A 17,702-nucleotide genomic window follows, 5' to 3' on the forward strand; every position below is an offset into this window, starting at 1 on the left:
AATTGCTGAAGGCCGAAATGGCCGAGCGCGAAGTCCGCTCCATTGCCTATCATATGAAGGCGGTGCGCTTTCCGGCCTACAAGGATCTCTCGGGCTTCGATTTCTCTGCCAGCGAAATCAACGAGGCCACAGTGCGCCAGCTGCACCGCTGCGAGTTCATGGACGGGGCACAGAATGTGGTTCTGATCGGCGGCCCGGGCACAGGGAAGACCCATGCCGCGACGGCCCTCGGCATTCAGGCTATCGAGCACCACCGCCGAAAGGGCCGCTTCTTTTCCACTATCGAACTGGTCAACGCTCTTGAGCAGGAGAAGGTCAAGGGAAAGGCGGGACAGATCGCCGAAAGTCTCACCCGCCTGGAGCTCGTGATCCTGGATGAGCTGGGCTATCTGCCCTTCAGCGCCTCGGGCGGCGCGCTGCTCTTTCATCTGCTGAGCAAGCTTTACGAGCGCACCAGCGTTATCATCACCACCAACCTCAGCTTCAGCGAATGGGCGACAGTCTTTGGGGATGCAAAGATGACCACCGCGCTGCTCGATCGCCTCACCCATCGCTGCCACATCCTGGAAACGGGAAACGACAGCTTCCGCTTTAAGGCCAGCTCAGCTGCATTGGCGGCGAAAAAGAAGGAGACCACACACACATTGACCAAAGCATGACCCGAATTCCATAGTCAGCGATGGCTCACTTCTCGGTGAAAATCCCGGCTAAGTTCTGGGTGGAAATCAACAGACAAGGGGATGGGGCTGGAAGCCTATGACCTTCACGAGCTGCGCTATCGCGGAGTCAAGGAATTGGCATGGGCCGGCTGCGATGATGATGAGATCGCGGCCTATTCCGGCCACGCCACCAAAGAGATGATTGCGAAGTATGCGGGCGAGGCTCGGCAGGAGATGCGGGCGCGTCAAGCGAGGGAGAAGCGGCAATGAACAGAACAGGCACAGAACGGAAACCTGATACCCCAAGTGATACCCTTGAGGCAGTCGCGTTCGTTAACTCATTGAAAGATTTGGAGGCGGGTACCGGAATCGAACCGGTCTTCACGGATTTGCAATCAGGAAGAAAGTTGAGCAAAAACAACTATCACCTGTTTCAAAAACCCCCGAGACATATCGCGAACAGAGCGAGAAAGTTTCAAACGACGATCAGCAGGTAAAAGAAAACCTCGGCGCGCTGGCGGGCGCTACCGAGGCTGATTACGAAGCGGCAAACTTCTTCCACAAGCCTTACTCCGTCGAAGATAATCCCGCAACCGCCACCTTTACGCCTATCGGCACTGCTGCCCTGCGCGTCCTGCATCTGGTCAACCGTCATCGTCTGAATGCCGGACAGGCCGAGATGCTGGCCGACCTCGCCTTCGGGGAGGGCCGCGCATGACCGATGATATTTATCGTGCGGGCACGATAAAACGCAAACGCCGCACCGCCGACGAAATCGACCAACTCGACCAACAGATCACCGAAGTGCTGCGCGAGGATCATCCGCAATCGGTTCGTCACATGTTTTACCGGATGACGGATCCCCGCTTGCCGGTCCCGGTTCCGAAGATCGATCACGGGCCGAACAACGGTTATCGCGCGGTTCAGGATCGGATCAAAAAGCTTCGCCGCGACGGTCGCCTTTCCTATGGCTGGATCTCCGATTCGACCCGCCGCGGATACCACACGACGACCTATTCCGGGGCAGATGACTTCTTGCGTCGCATGGCGGGCCTGTATCGCGGCGACTTGTGGGCGCAGTCCCAGTTCTACGTCGAAGTGTGGTGCGAAAGCCGATCTATCGCTGGCGTCCTTGAAGGCACCTGCCGCGAACTGGCCGTGAGCCTGTATCCCTGCGGGGGCTTTTCGTCGATCACCTTGGCCTATGAGGCCGCGCAGATGATCAACTGGCAGTGCGCCAACGGTAAGGACTGCGTGATCTACTACATCGGGGACTATGACCCGGCGGGCGTGCTGATCGACCAGTCGCTTGAACGCGAGTTGCGCGAGCATCTCAACTCCGATGTGAAGTTGCATTTCATTCGGTTGGGCATCACGGAACAGCAGATCGAAGAATATGATCTTCCGACCAAGCCGCGCAAAGCCACGGATCGCCGCGCCCCCCATATCAAGGAGACGGTCGAGGCCGAGGCGATGCCCGCGCATATCCTGCGTGACCTTTTGCGCCAGAATATCGAGGTGTTCTTGCCGAAGGATGCGCTGGAGGTGGTGAAGGTTGCCGAGCAATCCGAGCGTGACCTGCTCCGCCAGATGGCCGATATGATCGGGGGTGACGAATGACCGCCCGTGAAATCGTGACCGCCCTGCGCGGTCGCATGTATCGCTCCGGTGGGCTGTGCTTCTGCCCCGCGCACGCCAACACCAAGACCCCGGCCCTGTCCGTTATGGACGGTCGCGACGGTCGCCTGCTCCTGCATTGCTACACCGGATGCGCCTTCGAGGAGATCATGGACGCCCTGCGTGGTCTGGGGCTGGTCGAGGGCAAGGGCAGTTATAGCCCGCCGTCACAAGCCGAACTGGCCGCGATCCGCGAAGCCGAGCATCAGGAAGCCCGGAAGCGTGCCGATCAGGCGCTCCGTTGCTGGAATGAGGCAGGACCGATCAACGGAACGCCCGCCGAAGTCTACCTTCGCGAAATCCGTGGCATCACCGCGCCCTTGCCCTCGACGCTGCGCTTCCATTCGGCTGCGTGGCACGGGCCGACCGCCCAGCGTCTGCCCGCGATGGTGGCGCTGATCGAGGGGCTGGATCTGCCCGCCGTGCATCGCACCTACCTGGCCCCGCACGGTACAGCGAAGGCCGAGGTCCAGCCGAACAAGATGATGCTTGGCACGACCGCTGGCGGGCATGTCGAGGTCGCTAAGGCCGATGGGCCGCTTGTGGTGGCCGAGGGCATCGAAACCGCACTGGCGCTGGCGTTCGGCCTGCTGGCGCGTCCGGCGACGATCTGGGCCGCGCTCAGCACGTCCGGCATGTCGAGCCTGATCCTGCCTCGCCAGCCTCACCGTCTGACCATCGCCAGCGACGGTGACACCGCTGGCCGTGAGGCTGCGCACAAGTTGGCCGAGCGTGCTGCCGCTCTCGGCTGGACCGTATCCATGCTTCCCGCGCCGGATGGGCGCGACTGGAACGACATTCTTCTGATGAAAGGCGGCAACGTATGACCGCGCACCAACTCAATATCGAAGATCAGGCCGTCGCCTTCGTTCCCGAAGGACCGCAACCCCTGCTGCGCGAAATCCCGGTGGGGGAGGACTATCCGGTTCATGCGCTGGGGCCTCTGCAAGCCGCCGTGGAGGCCGTGCAGAATATCACGCAGGCCCCGCTTGGCATTGCGGCGCAGTCTGCCCTTTCGGTGGCCTCGCTGGCAGTGCAGGGCTTTGCCGATGTCGAGACGCTGGGCGGTGATGCCCCGCTGTCTTTGTTTTGCCTGACGATTGCCGAAAGTGGCGAACGTAAATCGTCCTGCGACCGCCTGCTGATGCGTGGCGTTCGCGACCATGAGCGCGAACAGGCGTCCGGCTATAAGGATGATTTTGCCGAGTATGAGACGGCCCGCGAAATCTGGCAGGGCAAGCGCAAGCGGATGCTTTCTGAGGCGGCAGGGGCTGACAAAACCAAGGCCACCGGGGCCGAGGCTGATCTTCGCGAACTTGGACAAGAACCCCGCCCGCCGTTGCTTCCCAACATGACCGCGCAGGAACCGACCTTTGAGGGGCTGATGAAGCTGTTTCAGGTCGGACGTCCCGCATTGGGGCTGTTCTCGGATGAAGCTGGAGGGTTTATCGGCGGCCATGCGATGAACAGCGATAACAAGCTGAAAACCATTGCCGGTTTGTCCCAGCTTTGGAATGGCGACACCGTGAATCGTATTCGTTCCGGTGACGGGGCGACCGACTATCCGGGGCGCAGGCTAGCCATGCACCTGATGGCTCAACCCATCGCGGCCCGCCCGTTGCTGGCCGATCCGCAGGCATCCGGCCAAGGCTTTCTGGCGCGATTTCTGATTACCGAACCGCCCAGCTTGATCGGAACTCGCCTGCGGCGTGGACATGATGCAGGTAGCGACTTGTCTGTTGCCGCCTTCGCGGAGCGGCTGTCGCAAATCCTCGCAACCCCCATGCCGACCGGGGATAACCCTCAGGAACTTGCCCCGGCACGATTGCCGCTATCCGCTGGTGCGAAGGAACTGCTGTGGCGCTTCTATGAGGCGGCGGAAAAGTCGCAGGCGACTGGCGGGCAGATGGAACACGTCCGCGCCTATGCGTCCAAGTCGGCAGAGCAAGCGGCCCGTATCGCCGGGGTGCTGACGCTGTGGACCGATCTGAACTCCCCTGAAGTTGATCCTGTGGCGATGAAGTGGGGCATCGCGCTGGCGGGGTTCTATCTGAAAGAGGCGCGGCGATTGGCAGAGGTCGGGCTTGTGTCCGAGGAAACCGCCAAGGCTGAACGACTGCGGCAATGGCTGGTGGAAAGCTGGCCGCATGATGACGTGGTGCCCCGCGAAATTATCCGGCGAGGTCCGAATCCTCTGCGGGATGCAAAAGCGTTGTCCGGGCCGTTGGCGATGCTGGTTAAGTCCGGGCATCTGCTCGCGCTGCCGTCCGGGACCGTAATTCGTGGCGGTGCCCGGAAAGAAGCCTATCGGATTGTGAAGGAAGGGGGCAGCGCATGACCTTCGACTTCGATGCCGCCTTGGCTGAAATCCTGACCGATGCACCTGCGACAATCGCGACATTTGCGACAAACGATAACGATCAACAGCTTACACCTGCGACACCACCGCGACCCCGCTGCGACACGGCAGGGCGCAAAGAACCGTGTCGCAATGATGTCGCAGCTGTGTCGCAAGCTAAGGCATTGAATAATAAAGAATGTCTCAATGTCGCAAATGTCGCAGGGCAGGTTCTCCCGGTACCGCCTCGCATCGCCGCTGCCATTCACGCTGCCTTCGAGGATTACGCCGCGACCAACGATTCCTTCGACGCGAGGGCGTGGGCATGACCGGGGACATAGCAAGTTGCGGCTTCATTGGACAGAGAACCGCCGATGATACTTCCCGATCAAAAACCGCGACAATTTTCCTGCATCGGTCCGGATCACGCCGCAGCCCACCGGGGGGCGTCAAATCTTCCCGACCGGCCAATCAGAGAACCGCCGATGATAGACAGCCTCTCTGCAAACACAGTTTTTCCAACTCATGCGCGCACGCGCGAGGCAACAACGCGAGGTGCTCAAATGAGCCGCAAAGTAACAGATGCTTGTGACGCAGTGCTGCACGAGGCAGCCAATAAGATGATCGAGGCTGGGGCGGACGTAGGCATGGTTATCGACCGCCTTCTGACCTTCACGGCGGGGCAGATGGTGTACACCACGAGCAAGGCCGATGCTGCCGACGCGTTCCGCCAATGCGCTAAGGTGGTCGAGTCCGGTCTTTTCGATCACGTCAAAACAGGCGTGCGATTGAAAAAGCACTGATTCACTTGAATTTCCTGCTGCTTTCCCGCATTCTATTCTTGTCCGATCGGCCACCTTACCGACTGACATCTTCGGAATGTACCGGCCACCAAACCGGGCACGAGGCAAGCGAGCGGGAAATTCCCCGTTCTTTTCCGTGTCTGCATAGGTGGCAAATGGATCCCCTACAGAAATACACCGATGATCTGCGCATTGCTGCGGCAATCGAGATCGACACCAAGGCGCAAGCCGATGGCCGTATCACCGGCTGGGCTTCGACTTATGGTGGTGAGCCTGACCGTCATGGCGACATCGTGACGCCTGGTGCCTTCACGAAATCACTGGCCGAGCATCAGCGGCGCGGCACCCGTCCGGCGATGCTCTGGTCGCATCAGATGGAAAGCCCGGTCGGCAACTGGCTGGACTTCCACGACGACCCGAAAGGGTTGCGCGTCACCGGACAGTTCAATCTGAAAACAGAACGGGGCCGCGAGGCTTTCGAGCACGCCAAGGCTGGCGACGTCGGCGCGTTCTCTATCGGCTTCACGACACCGGAAGGCGGACGCCGCTATCTGGGAAAAGGCGTATGGGCGCTGGATGAGGTCGATCTGGTCGAGATCAGCTTGGTTGCTGCCCCGGCAAATCGCAACGCCGTCGTCACTGCCGTAAAGGCCGCGCCGCTCCTTTCCACGAAATCCGAAGCCGTTGAGTTCCTGCGCCAAGCAGGACTGCCAAAGGCGGCTGCGCAACGCTTTGCGGCGGGGGGCTTCCCGGCGCTGGCACCTGACACATTCGCGCAAGAGCGCGTCCAGAAACTGGCCGACATCATCGAACAGGCCACCAATCGCATGAGGCTCAAATGACCTACCAGTTCAAAGCTATCGCCGCAGCGCGTAAGCATCTGATCGAAACCAAAGACGCTGGTGACCCCTTCGAGGTCCTGACCAAGAAGTTCGGCCAGCACGCCGATGAAACCCTCCGCCGTATCGAGGAGGTCGATCAGAAGGCCACCGGCACCCGCGCTATGGTGCAGGAAATGGAACAGATGCTTGCCCGCGAAGGCAGTGCAGCTCCAGCCCGTTCCAAGTCGTGGGGCGAGCAGTTCGCAGATAATCCCGGCCTGAAATCCTTCTCAGAAGACACCAGCCGACCGGGGCGCTTCCGCGTCGAGGTGAAGGACATCACTACCGGTGCGACCAGCGGCGGCGCGATGTCGCAGAACTTCCGTGACGGAGAAGTTACGACCCTTGCCCGCAAGCGCATGACGGTCCGTGACCTTCTGCCAGTCGTGCAGGTCAGCGGGAACGCGGCTGAATATGTCGTGCAGACTTCGCGCCCGAACGCTGCCGCAACCGTTGCGGAAGGTGCGCTCAAACCCGAAAGCGATATGGCGCTGGAACTGCGCACCGCTCCGACCCGCGTCATCGCTCACTGGATCACCGCGAGCCGCCAGGTGCTTGATGACAGTGCCCAGCTTCGCGACCTGATCAACGGCGAACTGCGCTATGGGCTGCAAGAGGCTGAAGAAGTCCAATTGCTGAACGGCGACGGCACCGGCAGCAATCTGACGGGCCTGATCCCGAACGCCACCGCGTTTTCGGATCCGCTAGGTGTGACGGGTGGATCGATGATCGACACGATTGCGTCTGCCATTCTGCAGAATGCCTTGGCGAACCTGCCAGCCGATGGCCTGATCGTTCATCCGGCAGACTGGACGACCATGCGCACGCTCAAGAACGGCGACGGCGATTACATCCTCGGTCATCCGGCAGCGGCAGTGGAGCCGCGTCTGTTCGGCTTGCCTGCTGTTGTTACCCCGGCGATCACGCAAGGCCAGTTCCTTGTCGGCAACTTCCGCGCATCGGCCACGGTCTATGACCGTTGGCAGCCGACTGTCCAAGTCAGCACCGACCACGCTGACTTCTTCATTCGCAACCTTGTCGCCATTCTGGCCGAAGAACGTCTGGCACTGGCGATCAAGCAACCGTTGGCGCTGACCTACGGCGCGTTCGACGGCGAATGACGATTGGCGGGCCGCGTTGTTTGATCGCGCGGCCTGCTGGGCTTGGAAGCACCCGGTTACTCCTGCCGAACGCTTCCCCTGTCAGTCGGTGAGTGAGGTCTAACCCCGACAGCGCGCGGCAGTTAATCCAAGCGTGGCGTGCATCACAGTAGAGGGGGCAGAGCAATCTTGCCCCCTTTCACCTGCCCACCCGCGCCCCATCGAAGAAGACAAACATCTGCAATTCAGAAAAAGCCGAACGCCCTGCCTGACCATTGACGGGGGGCTATCAAAGTCGGGAGCCTTCGTGCCAGAGAACCCGCGATGATACTTCATTTTCACAGAGATCGGTTTTCGTGAGGGGGTAGGGTGGTTACCCTCTCACTCGCCGTTCCCTTTGGCCTTTTCCAGATACTCGGCTGTTCTCGCCTGCAACTCCGCTTGCTTGCATTTGATCCAAAGGGTCACGAAGTCGTTGCCATTTTTGATATCGAACCATGAATCTGTCAGTCTACGAATGGCTGTCAACAAAGGGCGTGCCGCCCATGACGCGATTGTGGTTCCGGCGATAAACCAAAAGAGCGAGATAAAAGCCCTTTCCGGGCCGTTGCCGCTGAACGGATCTTCGATCCGATGGAAACTGGCAAAGGCTGCAAGCGTCATCCCGAAGCCTGTAACAAAGAAGATTGTCCGTAGCATTCCTAATCCCTGACTATCACGCGCCCGCGCCGTTCTTCGAGGAACAACCGGATCATTTCGGGCCGCGAGGGCTGCGGGTCCAGCTTCTCGCGTTCGGCGTCGAGCCAGTCGAGCAGGTCAGGATGCAAACGAACTAGAACGCCCATGCCTAATCCCGTCGCCGGACGACCACGCTTATTTTTCGATATCGTTTTATCTTGTGTGCTCATGCTTATTACGATATCGTAAATTCAGGCCGAGTAAAAGAACCACCTTTCACCCGGCCCTAACCGAAACCCGATCGCTGAGGAGATCGAGAATGGCTATTCATTGCCATAACGGACCCGGCTTGCCTGTCGCAAGCCTTCACGAAATTCATGACTGTCTGACGCTGGCACTCGATGCCGGTGAGAGCGCTCGCGGCTATTCCCAAGCCGAGCGCGAAGCCCGTTCCTACGTTCGCGCCGCCCTGCGCCGCGTCGGCAAGCTGATGGAGGGCGTGGTATGAAGCGTCGCACCCTCCTAAAACTGGCCCCTGCCGCGCTTGCGGTGGGTGCTGCCCCGTCCTTCGCGGCTAATCTTATCGCGGAAGACCCTATCATTTCATATGTGCGCCAATGGCTTGCTGCGTTCGAAGCGTGGGGAGAGGCCAGCGCACGACCAGACGGCGGAAACTTTGATCTGCCGATCCATCTGGAAATGGATTGCATCAAGGATGCGATGGAAGAGCGTATGAAGGCTACGCCTATCACAACGGCTGCGGGCTTTGCCGCCTTCTGTCACTACGTTCAAACGGATCAGCACTTCGGGGCTGACTCGGAGGGAGAACAACCCGAAATCCAGCTTTGGCAATGGGCGAAGATCAAGGAATGGTCGGAAGTCCGAGCCGCATGAACCATCTGAAATTCCTGCCAACTTGGCCGTCCTTCGGGGCGGCTTTTGGTTCACTTTGAAACAAATATTGACTGCCGCTGCTCTTTGGTTCAATCTGAATTAAAGAGAGGTACTCTACATGATCGAGAATCATTTCACCTTGGAGCGCATCGGCGAAATCGTCGGTAAAAATCCGGCTACGATCCGTACCCATATTAATCGCGGCTATGTCGTTGGGCAGGGGCCGCGAAAGTCGTCGAGCGACAAGGACAAGGGAAAGCACGAACGGTTTAGCGCAAACTCCCTGATGGAAATTGCGCTCGCCTATCGCATCGAGGCGTCCGGCATCGGCGTTAAGGAGGCGTTCGCATACGCAGCTGAGTTCGCCCACACGGGCGCTATGGACTTTACAGCGGCAGGGCAGGGCAAAGAGGTTCGCCGCCTTCCCGGCCTGCCTTATCACCTCAAGCACGGTCACACCTACATGGGGATGATGGCGGGCCGTTCCGCCGAGATCAGCGGCACGGGCAACCCCGACCTTAACAGCCTGTTTTACCACCTTCGCACCGTGAGCCAGTCGCGCACGAGCGAACCGATGCTGGTTATCGACGTGACCGAGGTATTTGCCGAGGTCTGCGCCAAACTGCCGCTGGATTATCGTTCGGTTCTTGATGCGGCCTACCCCGAAGAAGCGAAGGGCTAGGCTGCATGACGACAAGCCCCCGCGCCCAAGCCAAACAGACCGCAATCGCCTTCCTTCGCGAAGCGCGTGCCGCTGGCTGGTCGCGGGCAAAGATCGAGTATCGACCGGACGGAACACTTCTGGTCGACGCCAGCATGGCCGAGGCGGAAACGCATGACGACTTCGAAAGCACGAGCATGAGGATGGGCAAATGACGAAAAAGGCGCTGCCGAAATTCGTCTACGGTGATCGTGGCTATGTCCGGTTCATTCGTCGATCACGCGGCCAGTCGGTGATGATGAAAGAGGAACCTGGCACGCCGGAATTTTGGGAACATTACAACTTGCTCCTGAAAGGCCGTGAGCATGTCCCTGCCAAGCGCAACTTCGAGGCGCTAATTCTGAGCTATTTCGAGAGCGAGGCATTCCGGTCGAAGAAGCCCCGCACGCAAGCCGATTACAGGAAATACATCGAACATATCCGGATCATCTGGGGACATCTCGACCCGCAGAAGATTGAGACCCACCACATCTTCAAACTGCGCAATGAGAATGCCGACAGTTGGAGGCGCGCTAATTACTTGGTGCAGGTCATGGTCATTCTGATGAACCATGCCCGTCTCATCGGCTTCCTGAAAAAAGAGCATGGCAACCCGGCGAAGGGCGTCCCGCTGTTCAAGCAACAAAGTGACGGTTGGGAGCCGTGGCCGGATGATGTTCGCGCCGAGTTCGAGGCTGTCGCCACGCCGCGCGCACGATTGGTCTACGAGCTTTGCCTTGGACTGGGCCAGCGTATTGGCGATGTCCTGAAGATCCGCTGGAACCACATCGAAGACGGCGCATACGACTTCCATCAAGGCAAGACCGACAAGCCGCTATTGATCCCCTTCACCGACCGCCTGCGCGCCTACATGGCGACGGTCCCGAAGGAAGGGATGACGGTCATCTGCAATCAAGGCGGCTTGCCCCCGACCTATGCCGCGATCCGCGATGAAATGAATCGGATCAAGGACGCGATGAGCCACCCAGACGCTAAGCGCTACGTTACCCACGGGCTGCGCAAGAACGCGACCATCGAGCTTTATTTGGCGGGTTGCGACGATGAGATGGTCAAGGCCGTTACCGGGCATTCGGGCGTCGAGATGCTGAAAAAATACGGCGGTCAGGTCCGCCAGAAGGTTCTCGCGATCAAAGCGCAGGCCGCGCGGGATGTCGCGGAACAGAACAAGTCCAGAACGTGAAAGTTTCAACGGGAGTTTCAAAACACCATGCAAGGATCACAAAGGAGATCGCAAGTGCTTGATAATATTGGAGGCGGGTACCGGAATCGAACCGGTCTTCACGGATTTGCAATCCGCTGCGTAACCTCTCCGCCAACCCGCCGTTGCCGTAGCTTCGCGTGGGGTTTAGCCGCTTCGGTTGCGACGCGCAAGATGGCGAATCATTGCTTGTTGTCAGTTTGACCGGTCGTCGTAGATGTAGTCGCGCCTGAACGGGTAGGATGAACGTGCGCCCGGCAGATCCTTGGCAGTGGGCGCCCCGTCCGGACGCGTCAGCAGGATCTGGAACAGGGATGTCCAGCTTTCCTCGAAACCAAGGGCGCAGCCTGCAAGATAAAGCCGGAACGCTCGCAGGACCTGACCGGCTTGTGTGGGGGGGAGAGTCTGCTCCAGAATATCTTCGGCTTCGGAAAGTCGCGCTTCCAAACGGTCTGACCAGGCCCATAGGGTCCGGGCGTAGTGCGGGCGAAGGTTCTCGGTATCGACCATTTCCAGTCCTGCCTCGGACATGTGGCGGATCACCTGGCTGATATGCAGCAGGTCGCCTCCGGGAAAGATGTAGTGCTCGATGAACTCGCCCAAGCGCCCGCCGACAGTCGCATCGTCCAGTCCGGTCAGGGTGATGCCATGGTTCAACGCCATGCCGCCCGGTCGCAAAAGATCGCGGATGCATTGACAATAGGATGCCATATTCGTGCGCCCGACATGCTCGAACATCCCGACGGACGCCAACTTGTCGAACGGCCGATCGGGGTGGAAATCGCGATAGTCGCACAATTCGATCGTGATCTGCTTTTCCAGTCCCTTCTGGCGGATCATGCCCGAGACATGATCGAATTGGTTTTGCGACAAGGTAATTCCGGTCGCCTTGACGTCGTAGTTTTCGGCGGCATGAAACAGAAGTCCGCCCCAGCCCGCCCCGATATCGACGAACCGTTCCCCTTTGCGCAGATCAAGCTTGCGGCAGATGTGATCCAGTTTGGCTACCTGCGCCTGAGTCAGATCCATGTCAGGGTCGCGGTAATAGGCGCAGGAATAGACCCTGAGCGGGTCCAGCCAAAGCTGGTAGAACTCGTCCGAGACGTCGTAATGGTACCGGATCTGCGCGGCGTCCTTGGCGCGGCTGTGCAGATGAGCAGATTTCAGGTTTGCCCAGATGCGCTGCCACGGTGGAGGGCGCAGGCCCTGACCTTCATCCGGCGCAAGTGCCGCGACGACTTTCATCAGATCGCGCATCCCACCGTCGATCGAGACTTTGCCTGCGACGACTTCGCCTGCCAGCGCCCCCAGATTGCCTGCTGCCAACCGGCTGAGTGCCGTCGGGTCGTGGAAAACAAGTTCGACGGCTGCGGATTGGGGGCCAAGCGTCGCTCCCGAGGGAAGCCGGACACGCAGAGGGACCGACAAGCGATCAAGCTTGCTCGCGATCACACGATCCAGAGCGACCATGACAAACCCCGTCGGCAAATACCGCGTTTCATCGACGCAACGATGTGAGGGGAAAGTAAACTGCGCAGCACGGGTTCCGGTCAAGTGACCGTTCCGGCCAAAGCCTGTGGCCGAAAAAACAAAAGCGGCCCGAAGGCCGCTTTTATGTTTTCTTCCTTTCGGAAGATTTTGGAGCGGGCGATGAGATTCGAACTCACGACCCTAACCTTGGCAAGGTTATGCTCTACCCCTGAGCTACGCCCGCACTCCGTACCGTCTGGCTTCGTTTGTCTCTCTGCCGTCTCGGTGAGCGGTGATTTAGGGGAGGGCGCGGGGAGGCGCAAGCGCAAAAAAACACTTTTGCCGAAAAAACTTTGAACTTTCATTTATGACATTGATTTTAATAAATTTAATATCACGTTTTCCGCCTGTGGATAACCGCTGCGTTGAAGCTATGCAGATTCGAAGCAGGCTATCAGGGGCGAAATCGGAAGGTCGCGAGATTCGGGACGCAGAGTTTCGCGCAGAAATGCAGGTAGGGAACTCGCGTGTTGAGCAAAATCGGTGCGGGCCGTCAGCGAGGGGTCGGCATCCATGCGCAACTCCAGTCCGCCTGCATGGCTGTCGCCGCGAATTGTGATGTTGAAACCATCGCCCGGACCGTTCGACAGGACGTGTCGCTCTGTCTCGCATCCAACGAACCGCGCCTTGTCAAAGGGCAGCACGTTGATCAGTGGCGAAAAGAAAAATCGCTGCCCCGCTCCCTGACCGTGATCGAAACCGATCTGCTCGATCCGGTAGCGGCCATGGCGGCGCAATTTCCGCAACTGGCCAGCAAGCCGCGGCGCTGCACCGGCCAGCGTTTCATCAGGCATGATCGTGACCTCGAAGGGCAGGATGTTCACCACCAGCGCGGGAACGTCGATGGCAACGCTGCCCATACGGCTGAGATAGGGCAACCAAACCGGCATGGTGATGCCCCCATGACCGTCGACGTGACGCGAGACCGAGCGATCCTTGACGTTCAGCGCCGCCCAAACCCCACAAAGCAGGGTCAGCAGATCGGGCCAGCCAATACCGAACTCGGCGCTTCGCGCCAGCAGCGTCTCGCGCAGGTCGGCCAGCGATTCCTCGTGGAACATTTCCTCGGTAGGATAATCCTCGGAGCCTTTGTCGAGCGTCTTCGCCGGTGCCGGACCCGACAGCACCTTCGCCCAATGCTGGCCATCGGTGTCGTGGCGGGGGCTGGCACGGTAGGTCGTTTCCTCGTCGACATAGGCAAAGAAGCGGCCCATCGGTGCGCCTGCCTCGCCGTGACCGGTTCCGGCGGCATAAAGCCTTGCGCAGCGCGACTCGATCAGCCCCATCGCGTAGCCGTCCAGAACGATGTGGTGGCCGCGATTGTACCAGATCACGTGATCCGGACCGAGACGGATCAGCCATTGCGCCGCCAATGGCTCGGAGAGCAGATCCAGCGGTTCTTCCACATCGGCCTGCATCAGCGCCATGGCACGGGCCATCGGGTCAAATTCTCCGGACAGGTCCAGACGGCGCAACACGGGTCTGCGGGTTTCATCAAGTTGTTGGCGCGGCGTTCCATCCGGAGCCGTCGTAAAGCGCAATGCCAGCACGTCCGTTTCGGCGATGGTCTGCGTGATAGCTGCGGCCAGCGCGCTCTCGTCGACTTCTCCGGTAAGCTCGATGGCATGGGCGACGGTCGAGACGGCCTCGCCGGGATGCATCCGGAATTCCTCCCAGAAATCCAGTTGCGCAAGCGTAAGCGCATAGTCGCGTTCAATGTGCTGATTTTGGGACATGATTCACCTTCGCCCGAAGGCAAGATCTGTGAAGGGGATTTTTGCCTCATTGCTGGCCGGCCCGCGGCAGTGCCGCGGACCAACTTGCTTCGAGAGAGAAAGCCGGATAAAAATACTCGACTATTATGCCGCGTCAAGCGGAGAAGCAGTGGAAGGCGCGTTTATTGCCTTCGAAGGACAGGACGTTTCGTGATGATCGAGTTTACTCCTTGGCCCGACGATCTGGCCCAACACTATCGGGCGGCCGGATACTGGCAGGACCGGCCCTTGACCCATCTTCTTGATGCGCAACTGGCCGCAAACCCTGAAGCGATCGCGATTGTCTGTGGCGCGCGACGGATCAGCTATACCGAATTCGACCGGCAATCGAGCAATCTGGCCGCACGTCTGGCAGGTCTTGGGTTGGGGCATGGCGATACGGCACTGGTGCAGTTGCCGAATGTGGCCGAGTTCTACATCACCTTTTTCGCGCTGCTGCGGATCGGCGTTGCGCCGGTCAACGCGCTGTTCAGTCACCGCCGCCTTGAGCTGGCGGATTACGCCCGCCAGATCGCGCCTTCGGTGGTGATTGCGTCGCGTGCGCACGAGTTGTTCCGTGACGACACCTTTGCAGATGAATTGCGCGAGGGCGGTACGCGTCACATTCTGTTGCTGGGAGATGAAGATCCCTCGCGTAGCCTGTCCGTCTGGCTTGGCATAGGGCCTGCATTGCCCGAAGGAAGCGGACCGACGCCGCCCGATCAGGTCGCGTTTTTCCAGCTTTCGGGCGGCAGCACGGGTACGCCCAAGCTTATTCCCCGCACCCATAACGATTACGATTACAGCGTGCGCGCCAGCGCCGAAATCTGTGGCGTGACGTCCGACACGCGGTTCCTGTGCGCCTTGCCCGCCGGCCACAACTTCGCCCTTAGTTCGCCCGGAGCGCTCGGGGTGTTCCATGCGGGCGGGAGCGTCATTCTGGCGCCCAGCCCCGAACCGCTGAACTGCTTTGACATCATCGCGCGGGAAGGGGTGACGATGGCGCCTCTGGTGCCGCCTGCTGTCGCCTTGTGGCTGCGTGCGGTCGAGGAAGACCCGTCCCGCCGCGACCAGCTTGCCACGCTGGAACTGATGCCGGTCGGGGGGGCAAGCTTTGCCGAAGCTACCGCGCGCCGCGCCACCGAAGTGTTGGGCTGCGATCTGCAACAGGTTTTCGGCATGGCCGAAGGATTGGTGAACTACACACGTCTGGATGATCCGCCCGAGACCGTCTTCACGACACAGGGTCGCCCGATCAGCCCCGACGACGAAATCCGCGTGCTGGACGAGGATGGCAACCCCGTTCCCGATGGCCAGCCGGGTGCTTTGGCGACACGGGGGCCATATACGTTCCGCGGTTATTACCGCAGCCCCGAACATAATGCCAAAGCCTTTGACGCGGAAGGTTTCTACCACTCGGGCGATGTCGTGGTGCGCGAAGGCGGCTATCTGCGCGTCGTCGGACGCATCAAGGACCAGATCAACCGTGGTGGCGAAAAGATCGCCGCAGAAGAGATCGAAAACCTGCTGGTGCGCCATCCCGATGTCACCCATGTCGCGCTGGTCGCCTCGCCCGACCCGCATCTGGGCGAGAAAAGCTGCGCCTTTCTGGTTCTGCGGGAAGGGGTGGCGAAACTCAGCCCTCCGGCGCTGCGGCGTCACCTGCTTGACCTGGGGGTGGCCGAATACAAGTTGCCCGACCGTTTCCGCATCGTCGCCGAACTGCCGCTGACGGCGGTCGGCAAGATCGACAAACGCCACCTGCGCGACAGTCTCGCCGCAGAAACTGCCTGAAAGGAAGACAATGACAATTGCCGAAACCTCCGACCTTGGCGCCGAGTGGCTGGCCAAGCGCGTGCAGCGCCTGATCGAGGATGATTGCGAGATCGACCCGACCGAGAATCTGGTCCTGTACGGGCTGGATTCCATTGCCGTGATGACGCTGTCGGCGGAACTGAAACAGCGCGGGATCGAGGCCAGTTTCGAAGAACTGGCCCGCGAACCCACGCTGGATGCCTGGTCGGCGCTGATCGCGGCGCGGCGTTAGGCCCGCAGCGTCGCGCCTCCGTCCACGTAAAGGTCGGTCATGGTGACATGGCCGGCCTGATCGGACAGAAGATACATGACGGCGCCAGCGATATCCTCGGGTGTTGCCAGCTTTTTCAGCGGGATGCCGGTGCGGAAGCTTTCCAGACTGCCTTGGATCACTGCCTGCTCGCCGCTGCCGTCCTTGTCTGTCCACATGCCGGTCTGCATCGCCGTCAGGGTCGATCCGGGAGCGACGATATTGCAGCGCACGCCTTTGTCGGCCAGCTCTAGCCCCAGACAGCGGATCAGCATGGTCGCTGCCGCCTTGGACGCGGCATAGGCCCCCATGTTCAGGCGCGGCACGCCCGCAGCGTTCGAGCTGACCGCGACGATCGCCCCGCCGCCATGCTGCGCCATGGCCCTGCCGAAGGCGCGGGTGACGTTGAATGTGCCGGTTGTGTTCGTGCCGATCACCCGTTCCCATTCGGTCAGGGGCAGGTCCAGCAGCGGGCCTATCGACAGGATGCCAGCGGTGTGGATGCCCAGTTTCAGCGGACCATACGCGGCTTCCGCCTCTTGGATCATGGCCTCGACCGCGGCGCTGTCGCGCACATCCAGTTCTTGTGCCAGTGCACCATCGGGCAGCGGGCTCGCGGCAACGGCCGCAGCGATATCGGTGCCGATGACCGTTGCGCCAGCATCCAGCAGGGCGCGCGTGATTGCCTGCCCGATGCCGCCCGCCGCTCCGGTGACGATGGCAAGATTGCCCTCGAATCCTGTTAGGCGCATGATTTCACCCCGCGCTGGTCAAGTGCGGTCACGGCCTGATCGGTTGTCAGCGGGACGCCGCAGGTGGCTGCGATCCAGTTCATCGCCAGATCGTGCTTCTCGCGGCTGAAATCGGCCTGCGCGTCGGCCACGGCGAAGGGCTCGATATCGCGTTGGAAGGCCTCGACTGCGGTCGCGAGGCAGCCGATATGCGCGTATACCCCGCAAATCATAAGTTGGTCGCGTCCGCGCGCGCGCATCAGGCTTTCCAGATTCGAGCGCTGGAAGGCGCTGTAGCGGTGCTTGACCAGAACGATGTCGCCATTGGTCGGGGCCAGAGCAGGCAGGATTTCCTCGTGCTCGGGCAGGGCGCTCATGCCCGGCCCCCACAGGTCTGCTTGCAAACCGCGATCCGGTCGGAACTGGTTGCCCTTTTGCGCGGTGTAGAACACCGGCACATCCGCGGCCCGCGCCGAGGCGATCAGCCGCGCGATATTGGCGCTGGCGGGGGTCAGCGGTGCTGCATCGGGATAGGGGCGACAGAAATAGCGCTGCATGTCATGGACCAGCAGGGCAAGGCGGTCGCGGCTGGGCTGCCACGGAGCACGGGGCTGCGGCAGGTCGGCTTGCGAGGGCAGGTCGTAGGGGGCGATGCCGGGAAGGGCCATCGGTC

General features: G+C 60.4%; 23 protein-coding genes and 2 tRNA genes. 16 read left to right on the forward strand and 9 right to left on the reverse strand.

From position 1 onward, the window contains the following. Both istB and GL286_RS07460 read left to right on the forward strand, forming a co-directional pair. The coding region (gene istB / locus GL286_RS07455; RefSeq protein WP_155094945.1) for an IS21-like element helper ATPase IstB at positions 1-659 on the forward strand (659 nt) is incomplete at its 5' end. A gap of 81 nt (positions 660-740) precedes the next feature. Then, the gene (locus GL286_RS07460) at positions 741-929 is read left to right on the forward strand and encodes a hypothetical protein (RefSeq protein WP_246184875.1); all 189 of its coding nucleotides are present in this window, start codon (positions 741-743) and stop codon (positions 927-929) included. A 205-nt stretch (positions 930-1,134) separates the two neighbouring features. Here the strand turns inward: GL286_RS07460 and GL286_RS07465 are convergent, their stop codons facing one another. Continuing rightward, positions 1,135-1,314 (reverse strand): hypothetical protein, encoded by a 180-nt coding sequence (locus tag GL286_RS07465; protein WP_170295098.1) that lies wholly within the window; start codon positions 1,312-1,314, stop codon positions 1,135-1,137. Between the two features lie 59 nt (positions 1,315-1,373). Here GL286_RS07465 and GL286_RS07470 point away from each other — a divergent pair, with 59 nt between their 5' ends. From GL286_RS07470 to GL286_RS07500, 7 genes are all read left to right on the forward strand, one after another. Beyond that, entirely contained in the window at positions 1,374-2,279 is a 906-nt protein-coding gene (locus tag GL286_RS07470) for a hypothetical protein (protein ID WP_155094947.1), read from the forward strand. Further along, entirely contained in the window at positions 2,276-3,163 is an 888-nt protein-coding gene (locus GL286_RS07475) for a DUF7146 domain-containing protein (RefSeq protein ID WP_155094948.1), read from the forward strand. Before GL286_RS07470 ends, GL286_RS07475 begins: the two co-directional genes overlap by 4 nt. Then, positions 3,160-4,674 (forward strand): YfjI family protein, encoded by a 1,515-nt coding sequence (locus GL286_RS07480; protein WP_155094949.1) that lies wholly within the window; start codon positions 3,160-3,162, stop codon positions 4,672-4,674. The genes GL286_RS07475 and GL286_RS07480 overlap by 4 nt, the downstream gene beginning before the upstream one ends. Further along, the gene (locus GL286_RS07485; RefSeq protein WP_155094950.1) at positions 4,671-5,003 is read left to right on the forward strand and encodes a hypothetical protein; all 333 of its coding nucleotides are present in this window, start codon (positions 4,671-4,673) and stop codon (positions 5,001-5,003) included. The genes GL286_RS07480 and GL286_RS07485 overlap by 4 nt, the downstream gene beginning before the upstream one ends. A gap of 234 nt (positions 5,004-5,237) precedes the next feature. Then, complete coding sequence (locus tag GL286_RS07490) at positions 5,238-5,477, forward strand: hypothetical protein (protein ID WP_155094951.1); 240 nt, start codon at positions 5,238-5,240, stop codon at positions 5,475-5,477. Positions 5,478-5,632: 155 nt separating this feature from the next. Further along, a complete protein-coding gene (locus GL286_RS07495; protein ID WP_155094952.1) occupies positions 5,633-6,319 on the forward strand; it encodes an HK97 family phage prohead protease in 687 nt (228 codons plus the stop codon). Next, a complete protein-coding gene (locus GL286_RS07500) occupies positions 6,316-7,479 on the forward strand; it encodes a phage major capsid protein (RefSeq protein ID WP_155094953.1) in 1,164 nt (387 codons plus the stop codon). The genes GL286_RS07495 and GL286_RS07500 overlap by 4 nt, the downstream gene beginning before the upstream one ends. Before the next feature lie 360 nt (positions 7,480-7,839). Here the strand turns inward: GL286_RS07500 and GL286_RS07505 are convergent, their stop codons facing one another. Together GL286_RS07505 and GL286_RS07510 are read right to left on the reverse strand one after the other, a co-directional pair. Beyond that, positions 7,840-8,157, reverse strand: a complete 318-nt coding sequence (locus GL286_RS07505; RefSeq protein WP_155094954.1) for a hypothetical protein — start codon at positions 8,155-8,157, stop codon at positions 7,840-7,842. A gap of 2 nt (positions 8,158-8,159) precedes the next feature. Further along, entirely contained in the window at positions 8,160-8,303 is a 144-nt protein-coding gene (locus GL286_RS07510; RefSeq protein ID WP_211596234.1) for a hypothetical protein, read from the reverse strand. A 152-nt stretch (positions 8,304-8,455) separates the two neighbouring features. On the opposite strand from GL286_RS07510, the gene GL286_RS07515 reads away from it, so the two are divergent. The 5 genes from GL286_RS07515 to GL286_RS07535 all read left to right on the forward strand — a co-directional run bounded on the left by GL286_RS07515 (position 8,456) and on the right by GL286_RS07535 (position 10,931). Next, positions 8,456-8,644, forward strand: coding sequence for a hypothetical protein (locus tag GL286_RS07515; RefSeq protein WP_155094956.1), 189 nt, complete (start codon positions 8,456-8,458; stop codon positions 8,642-8,644). Next, positions 8,641-9,030: a hypothetical protein gene (locus tag GL286_RS07520; protein ID WP_155094957.1), complete on the forward strand. Its 390-nt coding sequence runs from the start codon at positions 8,641-8,643 to the stop codon at positions 9,028-9,030. Before GL286_RS07515 ends, GL286_RS07520 begins: the two co-directional genes overlap by 4 nt. Before the next feature lie 118 nt (positions 9,031-9,148). Then, the gene (locus GL286_RS07525) at positions 9,149-9,712 is read left to right on the forward strand and encodes a hypothetical protein (protein ID WP_155094958.1); all 564 of its coding nucleotides are present in this window, start codon (positions 9,149-9,151) and stop codon (positions 9,710-9,712) included. Positions 9,713-9,717: 5 nt separating this feature from the next. Next, positions 9,718-9,906, forward strand: coding sequence for a hypothetical protein (locus GL286_RS07530; protein WP_155094959.1), 189 nt, complete (start codon positions 9,718-9,720; stop codon positions 9,904-9,906). Continuing rightward, positions 9,903-10,931: a site-specific integrase gene (locus tag GL286_RS07535; protein WP_155094960.1), complete on the forward strand. Its 1,029-nt coding sequence runs from the start codon at positions 9,903-9,905 to the stop codon at positions 10,929-10,931. The genes GL286_RS07530 and GL286_RS07535 overlap by 4 nt, the downstream gene beginning before the upstream one ends. A 68-nt stretch (positions 10,932-10,999) precedes the next feature. Here GL286_RS07535 and GL286_RS07540 read toward each other — a convergent pair. From GL286_RS07540 to GL286_RS07555, 4 genes are all read right to left on the reverse strand, one after another. Then, positions 11,000-11,073: transfer RNA gene (locus GL286_RS07540), tRNA-Cys, on the reverse strand. Positions 11,074-11,144: 71 nt separating this feature from the next. Next, positions 11,145-12,419: a class I SAM-dependent methyltransferase gene (locus GL286_RS07545; protein WP_155094961.1), complete on the reverse strand. Its 1,275-nt coding sequence runs from the start codon at positions 12,417-12,419 to the stop codon at positions 11,145-11,147. A gap of 169 nt (positions 12,420-12,588) precedes the next feature. After that, positions 12,589-12,663, reverse strand: a tRNA-Gly gene (locus GL286_RS07550). 187 nt (positions 12,664-12,850) lie between these two features. Further along, on the reverse strand, positions 12,851-14,215 hold the full coding sequence (locus tag GL286_RS07555) for a condensation domain-containing protein (protein WP_155094962.1): 1,365 nt from the start codon (positions 14,213-14,215) through the stop codon (positions 12,851-12,853). 192 nt (positions 14,216-14,407) lie between these two features. Between GL286_RS07555 and GL286_RS07560 the strand changes: the two genes are divergently transcribed. Together GL286_RS07560 and GL286_RS07565 are read left to right on the forward strand one after the other, a co-directional pair. After that, positions 14,408-16,027, forward strand: coding sequence for a (2,3-dihydroxybenzoyl)adenylate synthase (locus GL286_RS07560; protein WP_155094963.1), 1,620 nt, complete (start codon positions 14,408-14,410; stop codon positions 16,025-16,027). A 10-nt stretch (positions 16,028-16,037) separates the two neighbouring features. Further along, positions 16,038-16,280 (forward strand): phosphopantetheine-binding protein, encoded by a 243-nt coding sequence (locus GL286_RS07565; RefSeq protein ID WP_155094964.1) that lies wholly within the window; start codon positions 16,038-16,040, stop codon positions 16,278-16,280. Here the strand turns inward: GL286_RS07565 and GL286_RS07570 are convergent. After that, the gene (locus GL286_RS07570) at positions 16,277-17,050 is read right to left on the reverse strand and encodes an SDR family oxidoreductase (RefSeq protein ID WP_155094965.1); all 774 of its coding nucleotides are present in this window, start codon (positions 17,048-17,050) and stop codon (positions 16,277-16,279) included. The two genes, GL286_RS07565 and GL286_RS07570, sit on opposite strands and share 4 nt — an antisense overlap. Then, the gene (locus GL286_RS07575) at positions 17,041-17,697 is read right to left on the reverse strand and encodes an isochorismatase family protein (RefSeq protein ID WP_155094966.1); all 657 of its coding nucleotides are present in this window, start codon (positions 17,695-17,697) and stop codon (positions 17,041-17,043) included. Before GL286_RS07575 ends, GL286_RS07570 begins: the two co-directional genes overlap by 10 nt. Between the last annotated feature and the right edge of the window lie 5 nt (positions 17,698-17,702).

Origin of the sequence: Paracoccus aestuariivivens (assembly GCF_009711225.1) — a bacterium.
Taxonomy (GTDB): Bacteria; Pseudomonadota; Alphaproteobacteria; order Rhodobacterales; family Rhodobacteraceae; genus Paracoccus; species Paracoccus aestuariivivens.

Coding starts and splice junctions, on each gene's coding strand:
- GL286_RS07460 (WP_246184875.1), top strand. CDS start 741: ATGGGGCTGGAAGCCTATGACCTTCACGAGCTGCGCTATCGCGGAGTC.
- GL286_RS07465 (WP_170295098.1), bottom strand. CDS start 1,314: ATGACGGTTGACCAGATGCAGGACGCGCAGGGCAGCAGTGCCGATAGG.
- GL286_RS07470 (WP_155094947.1), top strand. CDS start 1,374: ATGACCGATGATATTTATCGTGCGGGCACGATAAAACGCAAACGCCGC.
- GL286_RS07475 (WP_155094948.1), top strand. CDS start 2,276: ATGACCGCCCGTGAAATCGTGACCGCCCTGCGCGGTCGCATGTATCGC.
- GL286_RS07480 (WP_155094949.1), top strand. CDS start 3,160: ATGACCGCGCACCAACTCAATATCGAAGATCAGGCCGTCGCCTTCGTT.
- GL286_RS07485 (WP_155094950.1), top strand. CDS start 4,671: ATGACCTTCGACTTCGATGCCGCCTTGGCTGAAATCCTGACCGATGCA.
- GL286_RS07490 (WP_155094951.1), top strand. CDS start 5,238: ATGAGCCGCAAAGTAACAGATGCTTGTGACGCAGTGCTGCACGAGGCA.
- GL286_RS07495 (WP_155094952.1), top strand. CDS start 5,633: ATGGATCCCCTACAGAAATACACCGATGATCTGCGCATTGCTGCGGCA.
- GL286_RS07500 (WP_155094953.1), top strand. CDS start 6,316: ATGACCTACCAGTTCAAAGCTATCGCCGCAGCGCGTAAGCATCTGATC.
- GL286_RS07505 (WP_155094954.1), bottom strand. CDS start 8,157: ATGCTACGGACAATCTTCTTTGTTACAGGCTTCGGGATGACGCTTGCA.
- GL286_RS07510 (WP_211596234.1), bottom strand. CDS start 8,303: ATGGGCGTTCTAGTTCGTTTGCATCCTGACCTGCTCGACTGGCTCGAC.
- GL286_RS07515 (WP_155094956.1), top strand. CDS start 8,456: ATGGCTATTCATTGCCATAACGGACCCGGCTTGCCTGTCGCAAGCCTT.
- GL286_RS07520 (WP_155094957.1), top strand. CDS start 8,641: ATGAAGCGTCGCACCCTCCTAAAACTGGCCCCTGCCGCGCTTGCGGTG.
- GL286_RS07525 (WP_155094958.1), top strand. CDS start 9,149: ATGATCGAGAATCATTTCACCTTGGAGCGCATCGGCGAAATCGTCGGT.
- GL286_RS07530 (WP_155094959.1), top strand. CDS start 9,718: ATGACGACAAGCCCCCGCGCCCAAGCCAAACAGACCGCAATCGCCTTC.
- GL286_RS07535 (WP_155094960.1), top strand. CDS start 9,903: ATGACGAAAAAGGCGCTGCCGAAATTCGTCTACGGTGATCGTGGCTAT.
- GL286_RS07545 (WP_155094961.1), bottom strand. CDS start 12,419: ATGGTCGCTCTGGATCGTGTGATCGCGAGCAAGCTTGATCGCTTGTCG.
- GL286_RS07555 (WP_155094962.1), bottom strand. CDS start 14,215: ATGTCCCAAAATCAGCACATTGAACGCGACTATGCGCTTACGCTTGCG.
- GL286_RS07560 (WP_155094963.1), top strand. CDS start 14,408: ATGATCGAGTTTACTCCTTGGCCCGACGATCTGGCCCAACACTATCGG.
- GL286_RS07565 (WP_155094964.1), top strand. CDS start 16,038: ATGACAATTGCCGAAACCTCCGACCTTGGCGCCGAGTGGCTGGCCAAG.
- GL286_RS07570 (WP_155094965.1), bottom strand. CDS start 17,050: ATGCGCCTAACAGGATTCGAGGGCAATCTTGCCATCGTCACCGGAGCG.
- GL286_RS07575 (WP_155094966.1), bottom strand. CDS start 17,697: ATGGCCCTTCCCGGCATCGCCCCCTACGACCTGCCCTCGCAAGCCGAC.